General features: G+C 50.2%; 28 protein-coding genes. All 28 read left to right on the top strand.

Annotation, left to right across the window (positions count from 1 at the left end):
- The coding region (locus tag L976_RS23455) for a hypothetical protein (protein ID WP_047533202.1) at positions 1-297 on the top strand (297 nt) is incomplete at its 5' end.
- 68 nt (positions 298-365) lie between these two features.
- On the top strand, positions 366-695 hold the full coding sequence (locus L976_RS00855) for a hypothetical protein (protein ID WP_047533204.1): 330 nt from the start codon (positions 366-368) through the stop codon (positions 693-695).
- Positions 683-907: a hypothetical protein gene (locus L976_RS00860; protein ID WP_047533207.1), complete on the top strand. Its 225-nt coding sequence runs from the start codon at positions 683-685 to the stop codon at positions 905-907. The genes L976_RS00855 and L976_RS00860 overlap by 13 nt, the downstream gene beginning before the upstream one ends.
- Positions 908-1,119: 212 nt before the next feature.
- Positions 1,120-1,620, top strand: a complete 501-nt coding sequence (locus L976_RS00865) for a DUF1441 family protein (RefSeq protein ID WP_047533209.1) — start codon at positions 1,120-1,122, stop codon at positions 1,618-1,620.
- Entirely contained in the window at positions 1,613-3,676 is a 2,064-nt protein-coding gene (locus tag L976_RS00870) for a phage terminase large subunit family protein (protein WP_047533212.1), read from the top strand. Before L976_RS00865 ends, L976_RS00870 begins: the two co-directional genes overlap by 8 nt.
- Before the next feature lie 11 nt (positions 3,677-3,687).
- Entirely contained in the window at positions 3,688-3,900 is a 213-nt protein-coding gene (locus L976_RS00875; RefSeq protein ID WP_047533215.1) for a phage head-tail joining protein, read from the top strand.
- A 1-nt stretch (position 3,901) separates the two neighbouring features.
- On the top strand, positions 3,902-5,395 hold the full coding sequence (locus tag L976_RS22170; RefSeq protein ID WP_052183939.1) for a phage portal protein: 1,494 nt from the start codon (positions 3,902-3,904) through the stop codon (positions 5,393-5,395).
- Positions 5,392-6,771 carry a S49 family peptidase gene (locus tag L976_RS22175; protein WP_052183940.1) on the top strand — a complete coding sequence of 460 codons (1,380 nt, stop codon included), beginning with the start codon at positions 5,392-5,394 and terminating at the stop codon, positions 6,769-6,771. The genes L976_RS22170 and L976_RS22175 overlap by 4 nt, the downstream gene beginning before the upstream one ends.
- A 56-nt stretch (positions 6,772-6,827) precedes the next feature.
- On the top strand, positions 6,828-7,187 hold the full coding sequence (locus L976_RS00890) for a head decoration protein (protein WP_052183941.1): 360 nt from the start codon (positions 6,828-6,830) through the stop codon (positions 7,185-7,187).
- A gap of 38 nt (positions 7,188-7,225) precedes the next feature.
- Positions 7,226-8,227 carry a major capsid protein gene (locus tag L976_RS00895; RefSeq protein ID WP_047533218.1) on the top strand — a complete coding sequence of 334 codons (1,002 nt, stop codon included), beginning with the start codon at positions 7,226-7,228 and terminating at the stop codon, positions 8,225-8,227.
- The gene (locus L976_RS00900) at positions 8,227-8,607 is read left to right on the top strand and encodes a head-tail joining protein (RefSeq protein WP_047533221.1); all 381 of its coding nucleotides are present in this window, start codon (positions 8,227-8,229) and stop codon (positions 8,605-8,607) included. The genes L976_RS00895 and L976_RS00900 overlap by 1 nt, the downstream gene beginning before the upstream one ends.
- Positions 8,588-9,202 (top strand): hypothetical protein, encoded by a 615-nt coding sequence (locus L976_RS00905; protein WP_052183942.1) that lies wholly within the window; start codon positions 8,588-8,590, stop codon positions 9,200-9,202. Before L976_RS00900 ends, L976_RS00905 begins: the two co-directional genes overlap by 20 nt.
- Entirely contained in the window at positions 9,192-9,749 is a 558-nt protein-coding gene (locus L976_RS00910; protein WP_047533223.1) for a hypothetical protein, read from the top strand. Before L976_RS00905 ends, L976_RS00910 begins: the two co-directional genes overlap by 11 nt.
- On the top strand, positions 9,746-10,378 hold the full coding sequence (locus tag L976_RS22180) for a phage baseplate assembly protein V (protein ID WP_052183943.1): 633 nt from the start codon (positions 9,746-9,748) through the stop codon (positions 10,376-10,378). Before L976_RS00910 ends, L976_RS22180 begins: the two co-directional genes overlap by 4 nt.
- Positions 10,379-10,433: 55 nt before the next feature.
- Entirely contained in the window at positions 10,434-10,787 is a 354-nt protein-coding gene (locus L976_RS00920; protein ID WP_047533226.1) for a hypothetical protein, read from the top strand.
- Positions 10,780-11,640, top strand: a complete 861-nt coding sequence (locus L976_RS00925) for a baseplate assembly protein (RefSeq protein ID WP_052183944.1) — start codon at positions 10,780-10,782, stop codon at positions 11,638-11,640. The genes L976_RS00920 and L976_RS00925 overlap by 8 nt, the downstream gene beginning before the upstream one ends.
- Positions 11,637-12,383, top strand: a complete 747-nt coding sequence (locus tag L976_RS22185; protein ID WP_052183945.1) for a phage tail protein I — start codon at positions 11,637-11,639, stop codon at positions 12,381-12,383. Before L976_RS00925 ends, L976_RS22185 begins: the two co-directional genes overlap by 4 nt.
- On the top strand, positions 12,380-12,904 hold the full coding sequence (locus L976_RS00935; RefSeq protein ID WP_052183946.1) for a phage tail-collar fiber domain-containing protein: 525 nt from the start codon (positions 12,380-12,382) through the stop codon (positions 12,902-12,904). Before L976_RS22185 ends, L976_RS00935 begins: the two co-directional genes overlap by 4 nt.
- A gap of 8 nt (positions 12,905-12,912) precedes the next feature.
- Complete coding sequence (locus L976_RS00940; RefSeq protein WP_052183947.1) at positions 12,913-13,299, top strand: hypothetical protein; 387 nt, start codon at positions 12,913-12,915, stop codon at positions 13,297-13,299.
- Positions 13,299-13,610, top strand: a complete 312-nt coding sequence (locus tag L976_RS00945; RefSeq protein WP_047533228.1) for a hypothetical protein — start codon at positions 13,299-13,301, stop codon at positions 13,608-13,610. Before L976_RS00940 ends, L976_RS00945 begins: the two co-directional genes overlap by 1 nt.
- Positions 13,611-14,273: a hypothetical protein gene (locus L976_RS00950; protein ID WP_047533231.1), complete on the top strand. Its 663-nt coding sequence runs from the start codon at positions 13,611-13,613 to the stop codon at positions 14,271-14,273.
- A 3-nt stretch (positions 14,274-14,276) separates the two neighbouring features.
- Positions 14,277-14,882, top strand: coding sequence for a hypothetical protein (locus tag L976_RS00955; protein ID WP_047533234.1), 606 nt, complete (start codon positions 14,277-14,279; stop codon positions 14,880-14,882).
- A 10-nt stretch (positions 14,883-14,892) separates the two neighbouring features.
- Positions 14,893-15,117: a tail fiber assembly protein gene (locus L976_RS00960; RefSeq protein ID WP_197062260.1), complete on the top strand. Its 225-nt coding sequence runs from the start codon at positions 14,893-14,895 to the stop codon at positions 15,115-15,117.
- A 98-nt stretch (positions 15,118-15,215) separates the two neighbouring features.
- Entirely contained in the window at positions 15,216-16,361 is a 1,146-nt protein-coding gene (locus L976_RS00965) for a phage tail sheath subtilisin-like domain-containing protein (protein ID WP_047533273.1), read from the top strand.
- Between the two features lie 38 nt (positions 16,362-16,399).
- A complete protein-coding gene (locus L976_RS00970) occupies positions 16,400-16,909 on the top strand; it encodes a phage major tail tube protein (RefSeq protein WP_047533240.1) in 510 nt (169 codons plus the stop codon).
- An 88-nt stretch (positions 16,910-16,997) separates the two neighbouring features.
- Positions 16,998-17,276 (top strand): phage tail assembly protein, encoded by a 279-nt coding sequence (locus L976_RS00975; RefSeq protein ID WP_047533243.1) that lies wholly within the window; start codon positions 16,998-17,000, stop codon positions 17,274-17,276.
- Positions 17,276-17,404, top strand: a complete 129-nt coding sequence (locus L976_RS23795; RefSeq protein WP_156143131.1) for a GpE family phage tail protein — start codon at positions 17,276-17,278, stop codon at positions 17,402-17,404. The genes L976_RS00975 and L976_RS23795 overlap by 1 nt, the downstream gene beginning before the upstream one ends.
- A gap of 78 nt (positions 17,405-17,482) precedes the next feature.
- Positions 17,483-19,900: phage tail tape measure protein (locus tag L976_RS22190; protein ID WP_197062261.1), on the top strand; the 2,418-nt coding region annotated here is incomplete at its 3' end.

Here is a 19,900-nt window from a genome sequence, read left to right on the forward strand (position 1 = left end):
GGCGGGCCGCGTCAATTTAGCGGGTTAAGAACCCCCGACAGCCCCGACTATTCGCCGACCAGCCAACACACATTTGGCCGTGCGATTGATTTTGTCACTAAAACGCCAATCAAAGAGATCCACAAACACATTATTGATAACCCGTATATCTATTCGGGGATCAAGTTTATCGAAATAGATATCGGTTGGTGTCACATAGATTGTCGCTTAAATAGCGACGGTGCGCCGTTGAAATTATGGAGTCCCAAACGGGGCTTTGTCAGTGTTGAACAGTATCGAGCTGAACTTAAGCAGTAGGGCGTTGATGCGGTTTGCGTCATGGGGCGGCGCGTTGTCGCCCTTACTTTTTGTTTATTGGAGGTTTTATGCGAGTCATTTTAATTATGTGCCTGGCCTTAGTGTCATGTTTTACCTTTGCTGATCCGTTGGCTGTTGCGCCCGTTGTAGACGAACCCGCGTTCGACATTGTGTCGTTGCTGGTCGGTTTGCTGGGTGAAAAAGCGGTGTATGTGTTGGTGACAATTGCGGTTATTGGGTTTATTTGGGCGCAGTTGCGACAACTGATATCAGCCGAAACTTTGGCTAAGTTGCCTAACTGGGTTGTTTGGTTGCTCGAATTGCTGGCCGCGAATAAAGGCCGGGCGGCTAACGCTATCAACAATCAGCCAGAGCATTATAAAAAATGGGTTGGTTAAAGGCGTTAGCGCAAATTCTTAGTTTGTTTTTTGCCGAGCTTGAAAAGCATCGGGCAGAAGCAAAGCAGATCATGCGGGAAGATAGGAGAGCAAGCATTGAAGAAACACCTACAAATGCTAATGCTGAGTTGTTTGGGGCTAGTGCTGGCCGGGTGCGCATCGATGATGATGTTACCAAAAAGCCCGTGCGACCCGACGCCCCCGACGCTTGAATGGTATGAAACGCAAGACGGCGGGATTTATTACCCAAAGGAATCAGCCGCCCAATTGCTGAATTACATTCACGATCTGAAAGAGTGCGCCACGTACACTAAAACCAAGCAACGAAATTAGGACACGTTTAGGCCCAGTGCCAATGGGGACCACTATTCCTTATTGAAAGCCCTAACGCGCTGGGCCGCCTTAATTACGTAGAGGTGGCAAGGTGGCCGAAATAACAAATCTAAATGAAGCCTACCACTGGAATCTAACCCGAATATCTGAAGCCTTTGGCTTGCATCGAGACACAGTGAGAAAGCGGCTAAAAGAAGCCGGAGTAAGCCCAGCTAGTAAGCGTGGAAACGCTGATTTATACGCCTTAGATAAAGTCGGTCCCGCCTTGTTCGGAGGGAGTACGACCCCAGGCGCAAAGCTTGAATATACCCCTGAAGAACTTTGGCCTAAAGACCGTAAAGAATGGTTTCAGTCTGAAAACGAACGTCTGAAGTTTCAAGAAAATATCGGTGAGCTTATCCCAGTGCATGAGCACAGAGAAAGCTTGCTAAAAACGATTAAAGCGACGGTGTCATTTTTTGAAAGTCTATCTGACAAAATGGAACGCCGCCGCAGCTTTACCCCTGATCAGCTTGAAGAACTCGACACGGCGACGGATGAATTTAGGTTAATTCTTCACAATCAATTGTTAGAGATGAAAGATAATGGCTGATTATGCGCGCGCTGAAGATGTCCGCCGTGACGTCATTAACCTAGTTAAACCGCCAGTGCGGGAACCGATATCCGAAAGCGCCCGTCGGTTACTTTATGTTGAACAAAGTGGCTCAATGGTTCCGTGGGATGGTGACTTAGTCCCGTACATGTGGGAACCAATGAACTGTTTGCAATCGCGCCGCTATGATGCGGTGGTGTTTGCTGGCCCAGCGCGAACCGCTAAAACGGTATCGTTAATTGATGGTTGGATAGCTCACACCATTGTTAATGATCCGGCTGATTTTCTATTGGTGCAAATTACCCAGGATAAAGCGGCCGAACACAGTAAAAAACGCTTGTCAAGAGAGTTTGCCGCCAGCCCTGAGATTAAAGCGGCCATGTCACACCGCGGCCATGACAACAATGTTCACGACAAGATTTTCAAAAGTGGCAACTTCTTAAAAGTCGGTTGGCCCACTAAAAATATTTTCGCGTCATCGGATTGGAAGCGAGTAGCCCTAACCGATTATGACCGCATGGAACAAGACATCGGCGGCGAAGGTAGCGGCTTTATTTTAGCGGGCAAACGAACGCAAACATTCATGTCATCGGGCATGGTGTTAGCGGAAAGTAGTCCAGGCTTTTTAATCAGTGACCCGTCATACAAATGCACGGGTCATGAAGCCCCGCCGTCGCCTGGCATTATGTCTTTATATAATCAGGGTGATCGCCGTCTGTTTCATTGGCAATGCCCCGACTGTGGCGATTTTTACGAACCCGATTTTAAATTATTGCAATACGACATAAACGAACCCGACCCATATAGGGCGAGTAAAGACGTGTTGTTATCGTGTCCACATTGCGGCGTCACTCACAGAGAAGATGACAAGGCCGGATCCCGTCGCTTTAAGCTGGCTCAAAATCATGGTGGTATTTGGGTTCCTGAAGGTTGTTGGCTGGACCAAAACCGCAAGATGTTAGGTGAGCCGAGAGAAAGCCGCGTCGCGTCGTTTTGGCAAAAAGGCCCCACCGCCGCGTTTCAGTCGTGGAGCCAGTTAGTTTATAAGTACCTGGCCGCGTTGCGAGAGTACGAAAAAACAGGCCAGCTAGAAGATTTACAGGCAACGGTAAACACGGATCAGGGTTGGCCGTTTACGCCTCCCCGCGAACAAGAGCGAACCAGTACCGACTTAATGGACCGTCGCCAAGAGTTAGGACAGCGTGTCGTCCCGTCTTGGGTGCGTTTCTTAACGGCATCGGTCGACGTTCAAGGCGGCGCGCTAACCAGTCGTTTTGATGTGTTGGTGCTTGGCTGGGGACCCGATTTAGAACAGATAGTGATTGACCGTTTCAAAATTGAAAAGTCAAAGCGTAAAGACCCCGACGACCCGTCAAAGTTTGTCCGTGTTTCACCTGGTCAATATTTAGAAGACTGGGACCGGATCACCGACATGGTGATAAAGCGAACCTATCGCCTCGATGACGACAGCGATCGCTTTATGCCAATCACCATGACCGCATGTGATAGCGGCGGTGAAGATGGGGTAACAGATAACGCCTATGAATATTATCGAGCATTGAAAAAAGAGGGCCTAGCCCGTCGTTTCATGCTGGTTAAGGGGGGCAGCACGATAAACGCCCCCAAGATAAACAAATCATACCCGGATAACTCAAAGCGTTCTGACCGTAAAGCTAAGGCCGTCGGTGATCTGCCCGTGTTTATTCTTAACACAGACAAAATCAAAGACACAGTAAGCCACTCGATAAACCGCACCGAACCAGGGCGGCGTTTTGTGCATTTTCCTAATTGGTTGCCTGAATGGGTGTTCGACGAACTAACCGTCGAAACACGCTGTAAAGCAACTGGGAAATGGTCCAAGCCGTCGAGCAAAAGCCGAAACGAAACATTCGACCTTTTTGTTTATAACTGGGCGTGTATTTACAACAAGAAAGCCGACCGCATCGACTGGGATAATCCCCCCGCGTATGCCCTGCCAATTGAAGAAAACAGCGAAATAATTGTCGGTGATGGTGAGTTAGCGGATCAGCCGCGCCGCCGTCGTCGTCGCCGCTAAAAAGGGTATTTATGTTTACAAAAGACGATCTGGACGCCATTAACGAGGCGATAGCCAGCGGTGAACTGACCGTCAAAATTGATGGTAGAGAAGTCACTTACCGTTCAATTAATGAGTTGCAAAAATCCCGCCGTTTAATTTGTCGTGATCTTAACCGTCAAGCGGGCCGAAAATCGAACCCGCTAGCGGGAATGGTCACGCGAGTTGATAGGGGGATCCGTTGATATGGCAAAAAGCCTCATTGTTAACGCCCGCGGCGAACCATTTGAACGCCGAAGCCAAGCCTATGAAGGGGCAACACAGCCGCCCCGTTCTATGGGGTGGAATGCGTCAAGCGCCGGGCCTAATCGCGCATTAGCGGCCGCAGGTAAAACCCTGCGTAACCGAACGCGGGCAGGGTATCGAAACAGCCTTTTATTAAAATCGGGTATCAATAAAAACGTCACTAACGAAGTTGGCCGCGGCTTCACTTTGATTAGTACCGCCAAAAATGATGATTTTAAAACAGAGCTAAACAACCTTTGGAAAGTCGTATCGACGCAACTTGATCCCTGGGGCGACATGAATTTCGGCGGCATTATTGATTTAGCCGTTCGGTCCCGCCGCATGAGTGGTGAAGTGTTTATCCGTCGATTGCGTCGCCGCTTATCGGCTGGGCTAGAAGTCCCGGTCCAAGTCGAAGTATTAGAAGCTGATTTATGCCCTATCGACTTAAACCGCAAGCTAGATAACGGTAATCGCATTGTCCAGGGCGTTGAGTTTCGCGGCAAAGTAAAAGTCGCTTACTGGTTTTATCAGAGTCACCCGGAAGACGGGATCGACTTTGCCAGCTTAAACCAGCTTGACCGCGTCCCAGTAAAAGACGTGATCCACCATTACAAACAGACAAGGCCGGGACAAGTTAGGGCCGAACCTGAAGCCGCCGTCGCGTTGCTCAAAGACCGCACCTTTGCGGATTATGACGACGCCGAATTGGTACGTAAAAAAGAGCGCGCCGCGTTCACAGGCTTTTTATATCGAGAGTCATTCGAGGAAGACGACTGGGAGTTTGACCCCACCACAGGTAAACCGCTGTATGACGACGGCGAGGGCGCGCCAGAGCAAACCTCTGTTGCCGCCGGAACCCTGTTAAGAGGTGTGCCAGGTGAGAAGTTAGAACAGTTCGACGGTGACAACACGGGCCAAGGTTACAAGGACTTTGTCCGCTGGCAAGCGTTACAGCTAGCCGCGGGATTAGAGATCCCTTACTCGTTATTAACGGGCGATTGGTCGGGGCTTAATGACCGATTGGTTCGCGCGTTTTTAAATGAATACCGTCGCGGTATCGCCTTTGACCAAACCAACTTATCCGGCTTTCAAGTGGCGTTCAAAATTTGGCGCTGGGTGATAGAAGCCGCGGTTTCTGTTGGCCGCTTATATGCCCCCGGCTTTGCTAATGACCCTTATCAATATTTGATGTTGGACATTCGCCCGGATGCGTTCAAGCACTTACACCCGGAACAAGAGATTAACGCCCGCAAAAAGGCGGTTGACTCGAATATATCTAACATCGAAGTCGAAGCCGCTGATCATGGCCGTGACATTGAGGACAACATGCGCCGCAATGCCAAGGCAAGAAAACGCTGGCAAGAGATTTGTAAAGAAGAAGGCGTCGAAAACCCCGGCACTATGACCGGGATATTTAGCGAGCCTGAAACCAGCGAGGAACCAGGCGAATGAAGAAAAACCTAGCACTTGATTTCTTGATGTCGCGCCCCTGGGCGTTAGATCAGGGTTATCTTGACATCATGACCGGGTTATCGGCCAGAGACTTAGACAATCTTGATCTATCGTCGTTAAAGCTATCCGCTAACCAAGTGGCTGAAAGTGTGGCCACAGCGTTAGAGGGTAAATCGGGGCGCGCCGTCACCCGCGGCATGGAGATCCGCGGCGACGTCGCAATCATTCATGTAAACGGGGTTATTAGCCGTTATGCGGGCATGTTTGATGACATTTGCGGCGGAACCTCAACGCAAAACCTAGCCAAAGACTGGACCGCGGCGACTGAGCGTCACGACGTAAACAGCATTGTGCTTTATATCGATAGCCCCGGTGGTCATGCCGACGGCATTCATGAGTTTGCCGAAATGGTTTACCAAGGCCGCGGTGATAAACATGTCGTTGCCTATGTTGGCGGCAGTGCTTGCAGCGCCGCTTATTGGATAGCCAGCGCCGCGGATGAAGTGGTTATCGACGCCACAGGCCGCGCCGGGTCAATCGGTACGGTGTTGAATATTCGCCGCCGTAAAGCGACCGACGCCGACCCAATAGAAACCCTTGAAATTGTGTCGAGTCAGTCACCCAATAAGCGCCTAGACCCTTTTAAGAAAGAGGGCCGCGACGCTTATCAAAGTGAAATGGACCAACTCGCCGATGTGTTTATCGATCGCGTGGCGCGCAATATGAATGTTGACCGCGACACAGTGTTAAACGATTTCGGTAAAGGTGGGGTGTTAGTTGGCCAGTCGGCCGTTGATAAAGGTATGGCGCATCGATTAGGCAGTTTAGAAGGTGTTGTCAGTGAACTACAAAACAGGAAACGAAAGCCAATGAGTAAAGAAAGTAAAGGCCCAAGCGCCAAAGGCACAACAGGCGCTAGCGTTATCGCCTTAAATTTACCAGGTGCAGAAGCGGCCAGCGTCGAACAGATTGTCGCCGCTATTACCGCCGAACGTCCTGATGTGATTGCCGCATTAGTTCCCGCGCCTGAAGCCACCGCGCTTGAGTCAGCCGAAGCAATCGCCGCAGCTTGTGCAAGTGCGGGGATCCCGGCTATGTCAGCAAGCTTGTTAAAGCCTGGCGTCACTAAAGCCGCCGCTGAACAACAAATTAAGGCCGCAACTGAGTTGAAAGACACGTTAGCCGCCGCGGGTTTAAGTGCCTCGTTTGACTCATTGGTTAGCCATGTTAGCGACCCGGTTAAACTAGCTGGTTTAGTTGCGCATGAAATCCAGGCGCAAGGCGACGAGTCCGGCAATTCTAGCCGCCAAGTTATCGGTGATGGTGGCAAGACTAAGGCGTCACTCAATACCAAACAAATTTACGCTAACCGTTAGGCTGGCGTGGATACCCTAACCCTTAGTTTTTAACCTCATTTATCAGGAATACGATAATGGAAAATTACAGTTTAGCGCCGCGTAAAAGCGCGCACGTATTAGGTGAAGTGCCTTTTTTATCAAAAGATGAAGTGGTTATCGCCACGGGCCAACTGGCTAATGCAACGGTATTAGGCAAAAAAGATGATGGCACGTTTATTCAGTTAGACGTTGCCGCCGAAGCGACAGAAGCGACCGCCGCGGCCGCGGTGTTATTTGGCTTTGTTAATGCCAATGATGCCCCCGCCCCTGGCTTGGCACATACCCGTTTAACGGCCGTTGATGCGTCTAAGTTGGTGTGGCCTGAAGGTATCACAGAGCCGCAAAAGACCGCCGCCCTTGCAGAGTTAGCCGCGCTTCACATTATCGCCCGCTAATCCGCTTTTAAACCCCTTTAAGTAAGAGAGTCATTATCATGGAATTAGAACAAGCACTGAGTTCTGAAAAGTTCACCACTAAGAGCCTAACGGCTTCAATCAATAACGCCATAGTGCCTAAAACCCGTTTGGCTGAATTGAAGATCTTCCAAGAACGCGGCATTCGTACCACGTCGGTTGATATCGAATACAAAGACGGCCAAATCATCCTTGTGCCAGAGAAAGAGCGCGGCGCAGATGGTACGCGCATGGATGACCGCGACCGCAATATCTACACGTTCCGCGCTGTGCATTTGCCGCTTGAAGCGGGGATCATGGCTGATGACATCCAAAACACGCGCGCCTTTGGCAGTGAAGACGAACTCGAAGACCTGGACGCATTGATCAGCGAGAAGCACGAAGATCACCGCTTAAGCCTGGATGCGACTATCGAGTTTCACCGCTTTGGTGCGCTGTTCGGTAAAATCATTGGCGCTAAAGGTACTGTGATCGAAGACCTTTACGCTAAGTTTGGTATTCCTGTGAATAAAAATGTCTATCACGACATCGACTTCACTAAGCCTATTAAAACCCAGTTGCTAGGGGTGAAGCGTGAGTCTGAAACTAATCAAAAGGGCATTAAAGGCAAGCGTTACCGCGGCCTGTGTACCCCGTCTTTCTTTGATTCATTGATGGAAGATGAAAGCTTTGTTAAGGCGTTTGAGCGTTTTAACAACGGCGCGGCGTTACGTGATGATGTCCGTTCAGGTGTGTTCTGGCAGGGCGTTTACTGGGAAGAATGCGATCAGCAAGTGCAAGATGCCAAGTTTATGAAAGACGGTGAAGCGGTTGTCTTCCCTGAAGATAAGCCCGGCTTGTTCTTAACTCGCTTTGCCCCTGCCAACTATAACGAAACCGTTAATACTGTTGGCTTGCCTTACTACTCGAAAGCCGAGCCTAAGCGCATGGGTAAAGGTGTGGACATTGAATCACAGTCAAACGTGATTAACGTCTGTACTAGCCCGTTAGCGGTTCGTCGTTTACGTATTAAAGCGGCGTAATGCGTGACCCGTTCAAACGGGCCAGCCGTCGGATAGTTCGGCGGCTGGGAAAGCCTGTGGTGATCACCACGGCCAATGGCGTTCGCATCGACAATATCAAAGGGGTGTATAGCGCCCCTGAAGAAGATGCACTCGTTAAAGGCCGCAAAGGTGGTTTGGCACTGAAAACGCGGTCCGCGACATTAACTGTCTGTGATGATGATATCGATTGTCGGCAATTGTCGACCGATTGGCGGATCATCGTGCCTCATGTCAACCGGGAGTTTTTCCCGGCTGAACATCTTAATGATGGTGACGGTTGCACGGTGATCTATTTAGCTGATGCCTTGACCCCGTCGCCCGATATGGACGAACAAGGCAATGAGTCAAAGTGGCGTTGATGTCAAAATTAACTTTGCCCGTGAATTGCAACAGGCTAGTGCCGCGTTGCAATCGACCCCTAAGCAACTTGAGTTAGCGGGCCAGCGAGCAATTAGAAAAACAATGCGTTGGTTACAAACCCGCATTGCGCGTGAACTGTCCCAAACCTTGGGTTTTGCTCAAAAACTATTAAAACCCCGCTTAGTCATGAAAACCGTTGGTAAAGGTGCGGATCAGGTCACGATATTGTGGCTTGGCACTGCCCCTATGTTGGCTGAAAAAGTCGGCAGACCAAGACAGACTAAAGCGGGGGTTTCTTTAGGTAAGCGTCGTTATGAAGGGGCGTTCGTGGCGGATATGTACGGCTATGATAGTGCTGTTTGGATCCGGGCCAGTCGCAATAATGGCCAATACGACACAACGTCTAAACAACGCAAGCCGAACCCTAACGCGATTTCAAAGAAGATGCGCGGCCGTTTCCCAGTTCAACACATTGCGGTTGATATGGGGGATCATGCGGCTGAAGTCTTTAAACGATTTGAAGCTAGGATCCCTGATGAATTTAGAAAAATCCTAGGCCAAGAACTTAATTATGTGGTGAATCATGAGCGATAACCCAACGTCACTAACAGACTTTACCCCGTTACATGAAGCCATGATAACCGCGCTAAAAGCGAAAATGGGTTACATAAAAACGGTTGAAGCCTACGACCCCACCACAGAGAGTGACGGCGGGCAGCATAGCTTAGTAAAAACCCCCGCGGTGTTAATTGAGCTAGCCGAACTTAGACCAGGTAAACCCCTTGGGGATGGTCGCCAAGCGTTTAGTTGCGAGTTTATTTTTCACTGTATTTTGTCAACAGCCACTAAGAATGTGGAATTAGAGATCCGCAACTATGCGGCCGCAGTCGCTAGGGTGGTTTATAAAAACCGCTGGGGCTTTCCTAATGCCGCCGAATTGCCGGACGATATCGGCGCTTATCCTGGTGTGTTTAAACCCGGTGATAAGGGCTTTGAATCTTGGGTGGTGTCGTTTCGCCAGAATGTGTTTTTAGGTGATGTCGACGTTAATCAAGAATCGATCCCGACGGACGTGTTTTATAGCATGACGCCTGAAATTGGCGCAGCACATAAAGACGATTACACAAAAGGCCAAGTATGACCGACATATTCGACTTATCCGACCGCATAGAAGCCCTTGAACGTGCTGTGGCTGAAATGGTAGTTCGTGGTGTGATAAGCGAAGCCGACCCCGCGCGGGGTCAATACGGCATGGTCAGGGTAACTTATGGCAGCGTTGACAAACCCATGATAACCGCCTGGCTACCCGTTAAGCCTATTCGGGCGGGTAAGGCTGTGGTGTGGTGGTTTCCTGAAGTCGGCGAGGGCGTGACGGTAATATCACCCGGCGATCTTAGAATGGGTGAAGTTTTTCCCGGCAGTTTTCACGCCAAGCGCCCAGCGCCAAGCAATGACCCTAATGTGTTCCTGGTGCAGTTTGGCGACGGATCAAGTGTTGAGCATAACCGCGAACAGCACACGCTAAAAATTGTCAACGTGGGCGACATCGATGTCACCACGCCAGAGCAAATAAAAATGACCGCCAGTAAAGGTTTTGTGATGATCGGGAATATAGAACATCAAGGCGATACGCACACCACGGGCAACATTGCCGCCGATAAAGATATCAGCGATAAGACCCGCAGCATGGCGGCGGACCGCGGCATTTATAACGGCCACGATCACCCACACGGCACACCGAATACCAGCAAGCCAAATCAACAACAGTAATTCTTTATTTAACGAATTAACGAAGCCGTTAACCAAGTAATCAACAAGGTCGACAATGAAAACAGGCACGGATCGAGAATCGGGGCGGGTGATTAGTGGGGTCCCGTATTTACGCCAGCGTTTAGCTGATGTGATAAATACCCCGCTTGGGTCATTGGTCGCCCGGCGTGAGTTTGGTTCGAGAATGTACGAAATGACCGACCGCAATATCGACCGCCGCTTCTACATGGATGCGTATGTCAGATTAACCGAAGCGGTCAACAATCCGGCCAATGGCTTAGATGATTTTAAACTAGACGAAATGACCGTTTCCCCCACGGGTGATGGTCGGGTCGAGATTGGCTTAACCGGGACATATTTATCCAACGGAAAGCCGGTCACAATAGAAGGAATTATTTTCGATGTCTGAAGGTATCAATTTAGCCCTTCTGCCGCCGCTTGATGTGGTGCAGCAAGTCGACCTTGAAGCCATTATCGCCGATATAGCCAGCCGCGCCGCGTTAGAAAATGCCAGCCCGTCGGATCCAGCTTATCGGGTGGCGTTAGCCGCGGCCTACCGCGAAATGATGTTACGCCAAAACGCGAACGAAATGTGTTTAGGCGTCATGCTGGCATTTGCCAGAGGGCCACAGTTAGACCATATCGGGGTGACATATTATCGTCACCCCGACGGGACCCCAGTTACCCGCCTCGCCGACGAACAAGACGAAGCCTTTCGTTTTCGTTTGCAGCATTCGCCAGAGGGGTTATCTGTCGCGGGTCCCGATGGGGCCTATTTATTCCATGCCTTAAGCGCCCACAAAGACGTGAAAGGGGCCGCAGTATTTGGGCCGCATTCGACTACTAACCCGACCGCCCCCGGCTTTGTTGATATGTATGTATTAAGCCGCCAAGGCGACGGTGTGCCGTCAAATGGGTTGTTAACGGCGGTTGATGCGTACTTATGGCCCAAGCGCCCTATGACCGACAAATTCACGGCCAAAGCCGCGACCGTGTCACATTATGGCGTGGTGGCTGAACTCTTTATGAAGCAAGGCCCCGACCCTGAAACGGTTCGGGCGGTCGCCCAGCAACGCGCCCAAACCTATGTTAACGAACAGCACAAGTTAGGCGGGCGAATCGTTGAGTCAAACTTACACTGGGCGCTAACGGTTGAAGGTGTGGTCGAGGTGCGTTTAATCGGTTGGCAAGATGTGACATGCCAAGCCAGTGAAGCGCCGTTCTGTGACAGTTTGGCCGTGTCGATAGGGGGCTATCTATGATAGATAAAGCCAGCCTGTTACCTGGTAACTTAAGCGACCTTGAGCGTGATCTTGATGTCGCCATAGCCCGCATTGAAGACATTAACATTCCCATTAGTGAATTATGGGACCCGTGGAATTGTCCGCTTGATGCCTTGCCGTTTTTAGCCTGGGCGTTATCGGTTGATCAGTGGCGTAGTGATTGGTCAGAAACGGTTAAGCGGCAAGTGGTGGCCGGAAGTATTGACGTTCACCGCATTAAAGGAACCCGCCCCGCGGTTGAGCGCGCGCTTGCTGATTTGGGGGTCACGGTTGATTTAGTTGAATGGTTTCAAACCCAGCCCGCCGCGGCCCCTTATACCTTTGATATTACCGCTTGGGTTAATCAAAACATTACCCCAGGCGCGCCCAGTATCTTAGGCCCTGAATTGTATGATCAGCTATTTGCCGCCGTGGTAAACGCTAAAAACACGCGATCGGGGTTTACGTTCAAAGTCGGGGCTAAATTTGGCCCTAACGCCATTGGTGCGGGTTCGGTGCTAGAGGGGCAAGCGGCGATAGCGCGTCGTGATACCCAAGCCGTTCAAGAACCGTTGGCGTGTCAGTCTGCGATTGCGGCGGGAATGGCTGGTGTGGGGGTCGGTATCACCCGGCATTCTGCCCAGTCTGTTATTGATGCGTCACCCAAAGCCGCGGCGGTGCAAGTTGCGTCGCGGGTACAGGGTAGCGCGGTAGTTTATAGACGGATGGAGGCGACACAGTGAGCGCATTAATACCAGTGATCACCACAAAAGGTTTGGCGGCGGTATTTAGTCAAACTAATGCGGGGTTCGCGGCTGAAATTACCCATATTGCACTTGGGGACAGTGGCCGAACGCCCAGCAAAAACGAAATCGGCTTAGTCCGTGAAAAGATGCGGATCCCGATTGCGGACGGTCAGCGCATTAATGACACTCAAATTCATGTCACGGCCCTGGCCGATGGTGCAACGGAATTTTGGGTAAGAGAAATCGGCTTTATCTTGTCTGATGGCACCATGTTAGCGGTGTGGTCTGATAGTCAGCCATTGGCTTATAAATCGCCCGCCGTGCCGTTATTACTGGCCTTTGACTTGGTGTTGGCAGCATTGCCCGCCCAGTCGGTCACAGTGCAGGGAACGGGCGCTAATTTGTCGTTAGCCGCTTGGGGCGAACATCAAGCCGCTAATGCCGCCGCGGCGGTCGATAACATGGCGCGTCACACTCAGTTATTGTTTCGTGTGATGGACCTTGAACGCAGTCAATAGGGGGCGTTATGGCCGCAACAGATTTACAGTTTACGGCCGGAACGACATTCGCCTTTGATTTAACCTGGCAGACCAAGACCGACGGGGGCGAATTAGTCCCTGTCGATATCACGGGCTGTACTGCGTGTTTTCAAATGCGCGAAATCGCGTCCGGCGAGCTGTTAGCGCAAGCTAAAACCGAAGGTGACGGCATAGTGTTAAACGCCGGGGCTGAGGGTGACAATACGGGCAAGATTGACGTGTCGATTCACCCAAGCAAAACCCGCGGCTTAAAAAGCTTTGTGCTTGGTAAGGTTGCCTATGAATTGCGTGTTTATTTCCCGTCCGGTGATGTTTATTCGCTGATGTCGGGGTTTGTGGCGATTTCTGAAGGGGTGATCCTTGAGGGGGCTTAGTGGTTAATTCACAAACTCAAGTGGTGTTGTCTAGCGCGGTTCGCCATGTGGTACAGGTTAGCCGCGGCAAAAGCCAAACCCATGTCAGCATAACCGCAAAGCCCCATTTCTTTGTGATAAGTGCCGGGGTGCAAGGCCCCGTTGGCACGGTTGCCGAAGATGTATTAGCCGCCGCAGCAAGAGCAGAGCAAGCCGCCAATGGTGCGTTAAGTTTGGCCAGCACGGCAAGCCTTGATCTTGAACAGTTAGTTAAGGGTTTAGATGATGCGTTCGCTTTTCATGCGGGCGCAATATCGGCCCAAGGGGGATAAATGGGATTAGCGACTAAAATCACCAACATGATTGCGTCGGTGAATAACTTAATGGGAGTGATTGACGGCAAGCTACGCAATAAAGCAAACGCCGTCGACGTATACCCAAAAACGCATATTGACGATCCGCTAAAAACCTTGGGCGCAAATGCGGCCACGGCCAGTAAGTTAAAAATTTCCCGTCAAATTGCCTTGTCGGGTGATGCAACGGGAGCCGCCGCATTCAATGGGGCGGAAAACATTACTTTAGTGGTTACGGTTGCCGCCCTGGCGGATAAAGCCGATAAGGTTGACACATTAACCCCGGCCCAAGTTGACGCCCGTATTCAAGCGGTTGTTGGCGCGGCCCCGGTGGCGCTGGACACGTTAACCGAGTTAGCCGAGGCGTTAGGCAATGACCCCGACTTTGCGGCCACTATGACCGCCGAGTTAGGCAAAAAAGCCAATATCACCACGGTTTACACTATGACAGTCGCAGACGCGCGTTTTTTGCTGAAAGGTGAAAAGGCCGCAGATTCGGCGCTGTTTGGGGGTAATAATCCGGCCTTCTACGCCCCGCAATCGGGTTTAGAAGCGTTGGACACAGAAGTCGGCGACGCACTGTCCCAACTCACAACGGCGTTTACCAATGGCGCAAATCAAATTAACAACATAGGAGCTTAAACCATGAGTTTAGAGCAACAAGTCACCGCCCTGGTGGCATCGGCTAACGCCTTAACCGGGGCCGTGAATGGGAAAGTGGGTGAAATAGATCTCGCCAGTCAGAAATTAAAAGCTGACTTTGCTGCATTTATGGCAGATCGTGAACGTATAGGTGATGGTTCAGCTGGGTCTCGTCGTTTTAATATTTATCAAAATGTTTTATACGAAGGGAAAAACTATGTGCCAGACAGTGAAAAACCTGTTGGATGGACTCCTGGTAACTCTAATTTATACTTGCATTTTAAAACAAAGTTCAACACTTTGACAAAAAATGGAATGTTTCACTTTAGTATTAAAGGCTATGCCTACGGACAGTCAACTATTATTGATGAAACGTTTGCGGGTTATAGTTATGTAGCCAATAACGCTCTTACCAGTGTAGGAACATTTGGGAATCATGAGCCAACTGTGTATAGAGCACCTAATGGTGATATTTATTTACGAATAAAAGCTCTAAATCTGTATTTCTTTTCGTTTTATGTTGACTCTATGAATGTTACTGGTGGTTTGCCTGCCAAAGGAGATATTTCGTTAATCGTTTCTCCTAACTTAATGTTAAACAATTATTAGGATTTTAATGATGGAACACATTATCCCTCTCGAAGAATTAATCAAAATGACTTGGTTTTCAGTGCGCGCTAAACGAGACAAAATGATATCTGAAACTGATTGGACTCAGATGTCGGATTCTCCATTAAGTGTCGATAAAATTGAAGAATTTAAAGTTTACCGCCAAGCCTTGCGTGATTTGCCGCAATCGACGGATAACCCGGACGAGATTGTCTGGCCAGTAAAACCAGAATAACTAACCGCCTAAAGGCGGTTTTTTTAACCCTTTAATTTATGGCCCTGGCCGCATCGATGCGCCCAGGGCTTCTTTTTATCACAATGGAGTTTATAGCTATGGCCGGAGATTATCTTCACGGTGTCGAACAGTTTTTTCTTGAAAACACCAATCGCCCTATTGAAGTGTTACCCGCTAGCGTGATTGGCCTTGTGGCCACGGCTGATGATGCCGACGCGCTAACCTTTCCCCTTAACAAGCCTGTGTTAGTTAACAGTGAATCATTCATGGCCAAGGCGGGCGTGTCGGGTTCGTTGCGTGAAGCGTTAGAAGACATTTACCGCCAAGGCGGCGCGTTGGTTGTGGTGGTTCGTGTGGCTGAAGAAGCTATCGAAGCCGATCAGATTGCCGCGGTAGTCGGGACTATCGACAACGAAACCAACAAGTTTACCGGGCTTAAGGCGCTGTTATCGGCTGAAGCGGTGTTAGGTTTGCGTCCGCGCTTGCTGATTGCCCCTGAGTTCAGTTATTTACCTGGCGTGGGTGCAGAGCTTGAAACTATCGCTAAGAAGCTAAACGGAACGCCATTGATTGACGGCGACCACACGGCGGGCTATTCGGCGGTGATCGCCCAGGCGGCTAACTATGATGAAGCCTATTTCTTAAATGGCGGCTTTGTGTTCTTTGATGCAGTGGCCAAGCAAGAAGTTGAACGCTTTATGTCAGCCACTGTGGCGGGCGTGATTGCCCGTGTCGATAACGAAGAAGGTTATTGGAACAGCCCGTCAAACCGTAAGATTTACGGGGTATTGCGTACCGTTGAAACCATTGATCACGCTATTGGCAGCGCGACCAGCAAAGCAAACTTGTATAACCAGCAACACGTTACCGTGGCGGTTAATCAGCAAGGCGGCTGGTTCTTGTGGGGCAACCGTTTAACCAACGGCACTATGTTACCGCACCAACGGATCCGCTATATCGTCGGTGATTCAATCCTGTATGCACACCAAGCCATGCTTGATCGCAATGTGACAAAGGGCTATGTCGACGGGGTTAAAAACCGCGTTAATAACCTGTTACGTCGTCTAATTAGCCGTAGCGTGATTTCAGGTGGTGAGTGCTGGCTTGATAACGAACTGAACGTCGCGGCGATTGGTACGGGCCAAGTGTATTGGGATTATGACTTAGGCTTCTATGATGTCGCCGAGCGTATGACATTCCGTCAGCATGTAACCGACCGTTACAACGAAGCCATTTTCAGCTAATCGATAGCGTCATTCATTCAATATAGGAGCCTGTTTACATGGCTAAATTACCCACTATCGTTACCGACATTAACTGTTTCATCAAAGAAACCAGTTTTGCAGGTATCGCCAATAAAGCCACTTTGCCTAAAGTGGTTTCAAAAACCGTTGATATGGTGCTGGCTGGCGTGGCTGGTGATATCGAACGCGATATCGGCAAGCTGGAAAAGCTGGAATCGGATATCACGATTAGTGATTATTCGTCTATGGTGCTGGATCTTATCGGTAGCCGTTCAAGCCGTGAAGAAACCCTCACTTTACGCGGCGCGCTCGATGTCGGCGACAAGATTTCAACCTTAGTCGTTAAAATGCAAGGTTACTGGAAAGGCGTTGAATTTAACGAGCTTGAGCCAGAAAAAGAAGCCACGACCAAGTTTTCAATTGCGGTCGTGGTTTACACCTTTGAACTGGACGGCAAAGAAATCATTCACATCGATAAGATGAACAACGTGTTTCGTGTTAACGGCAAAGACCGCAACAAAGAGATCCGCCAGGCATTAGCACAATAAGCGCCTAGCTTATTAACCTGGATAGTTTTTTCATTATTCGCCCCGTCGGCTAGTCGCCCGCGGGGCTTTTTTATAGAGACAAAGCCCTATGAGTAAAAATACCGTAATTACCTTGGTTAACCCTATTAAGCGTGGCGATACCGAAATCAAAGAAATCACCCTGACCAAACCTACAGCGGGCCATTTGCGCGGTCTGAAAACGGCGAACGTGGTTGAGTTGGATTTTGATAGCCACAAAAAGCTTGTGCCGCGTTTAACTGATCTCACTGAAGCTGAGTTCTTAAGCCTGGACGTTGAAGACGTGTTGACGATACAAACTGAGGTGGCGGGTTTTTTCGTGGCCTCGAAGCTATCCCAGCTTGCGTAATGGAGCTTGAAGCCGATCTGTTCTTGACGTTTCAAGGATGGGGTCCGGCTGATACTGCGCCAATGTATTTAGATGAATTGATTCATTGGCACAGGATAGCGAGCGAACGCCGCGAAAGCGACGATTAATAAAAGGCCGGGTGATCACTGATCGCCCGGCCTTTTTTTGTATGGGTTTTCAGGGGGTGTCACTTGGCTGATACAAACATGAAAATGAACCTGGTCATGGGGCTGATTGATAAAATCACGGCCCCTATCCGTAAGGTGACAAAGGGAACAACAGATCTAGCGGAAAAGGTTAAGGCGAGTCAGTCTGAACTTAAAAAGCTGGGCGCAACAACCAAAGACATTGAGCATTTCCGCAAGCTAAAAGCCGCGACCTTGCAGTCGTCAGAAGCGTTAACCGCCGCCAAAGCAAAAGCCGCCGATTTAGCCCGGCAGATGCAGCAAACCCAAAACCCGACCCGTAAACTGACGGCCGAGTTTAAGCGCGCCCAGGCTGAAGTTACCCGCTTGTCATCGAGTCACCAACGCGAACAAACCGAATTGCAGCAATTGCGGTCACGGCTTCAAGGCGCTGGCGTATCGACTAAAAATCTGACAGAGGCGACGCGCCAGATCCGCGAGCAAACGAGCAAATACAACCGCGAGCTTGAGAAAAACCAAAACCAGCTAGATAGGACCGCCTCAAAGCAAAAAGAGCTAGCCAAAATCCGCGAGCGTAACAGCGAGTTAAAAACCAGTGCCGCCACCGACATGATAGGCGTCGCCGCGGCTGTATACGGGGTTAAAAGCTTGGCCGATGCTTACGGCGAGGTGTCACTCGCCCAGGGTGAAATTAAGTCGTTAGGCATTAAAGATGACGGCATTAAGGCGATCACTAAAGCGGCCCGTGAATTTTCGTCAGAGTTTCGCGGCACGACGACAACCGACTTTATTAAAGCGTCTTATGACATTAAGTCGGGTATTGCGTCGCTCAGTGATGAAGCGGTCGGCGGCTTTACGCGCATAGCCGCGTTAACGGCCACAGGGACCAAGGCGTCGGTGGGAACCATGACAGATTTGTTTGCCACGGGTTATTCAATTTATCGTGAGCAATTTAATCAATTTGGTGCATCGGTCATCAAAGATTGGGACAAACTTTCAACCGCCGATCAAGACATGGAGTTCGGCAAATACTTTAGTGCGGGTATTTCGGCGTCAGTACAACAGTTCAAAACTGATGGTGACAAGATTAGTCAGTTTATGAGTACCTTGGGCGCGTCGGCGACTCAGGCTAAACAATCATTTGCTGAACAGTTAGCGGTGGGCGGTATGTTGTCGGCCACGTTCCAGGGCGGACAAGCGGCGACAAAGTATCAATCGTTTTTAGCCAGTGCGGGTAAAGCGTCTGAAGCCTTGGGGATCCAAGTGCATGACGCCAACGGCAACTTATTATCGACCGGGGAAATATTATCCACGATCAGCGATAAGTACGGCGGCGTATTAACTGACATGGATAAGCAAGAGCTAACCAAGGCGTTTGGCACGAAAGAAGCGGTCGACATGATCGACATGCTATTGCCTAAAATTGGTGAGTTACAAGCGAAAACGGGCGTCATGCAAGGCGAGTTAAAAAAAGGCATGGCTACCACTATGGACATGGCCAACGCGATCGGTAAAGGCCCCGGCGCGGCAATGGATATTTTAAAACAGCAGATTTTTAACGTGTCGTCAGTGGTGGGTGAGTTGTTCGCCCCGGCGTTAGTGGTTGTCGCTGATGTCTTGGGCGGGTTTGCCAGCGGCCTAGGCAGCTTTATTGAAAACTTCCCCGTATTAAGCCAGGTGATCGCCTTTGCTGTGGTGGGGTTAATTGCATTGAAAACCGCTAGCATTGTTGCCCGCTTTGGCTTTGCTATGTTTTCTGACACGCTGATCACCGCCCGTAAAGTGATGGACTTTTTCACCTTGGCCAACTTGCGCGCTAAAGGGGCAATGCTGGTTAATCGTGTGGCTATGTTGGCCAGTGCTACCGCTACCACTGTGATGACCGTTGCCAGTAAAGGCGCGGCGCTTGCTACCCTGTTAATGACGGGCGCAATGAAGGTGTTTAACCTGGTGATGAAAGCGAACCCCATTATGTTAGTGGTTAGCCTGATTGCTATGTTAGCCGCTTGGGGCTTGTCACTGGTTAAAGACTGGTCCCCTGTGACGGGGTTCTTTTCTGCGCTTTGGGATGGGGTTAAGTCGGCGTTTAGTGGTGCATGGGAGCTATTCAAGACGATCCTGTCTTGGTCGCCCATAGGGTTACTGTTTCGCGCCTGGGGGCCGTTAACGTCGTTCTTTAGCGGTGTGTTTGGCGGTATCGGGTCGGTGTTCAGTGGCGCATGGGCGCTATTTAAGACGTTCCTGTCTTGGTCGCCCATTGGGTTACTGTTTCGCGCATGGGGGCCGTTAACGTCGTTCTTCAGTGGGGTGTTTGATGGGGTTGGATCGGTGCTTAGTGGTGTGTTTGGCGGTATCGGGTCGGTGTTCAGTGGTGCATGGGCGCTATTTAAGACGATCCTATCTTGGTCGCCCATTGGGTTACTGTTTCGCGCTTGGGGGCCGTTAACGTCGTTCTTTAGCGGTGTGTTTGATGGTATC

It is taken from the genome of Shewanella sp. ZOR0012 (assembly GCF_000798835.1).
Classification (GTDB): domain Bacteria; phylum Pseudomonadota; class Gammaproteobacteria; order Enterobacterales; family Shewanellaceae; genus Shewanella; species Shewanella xiamenensis.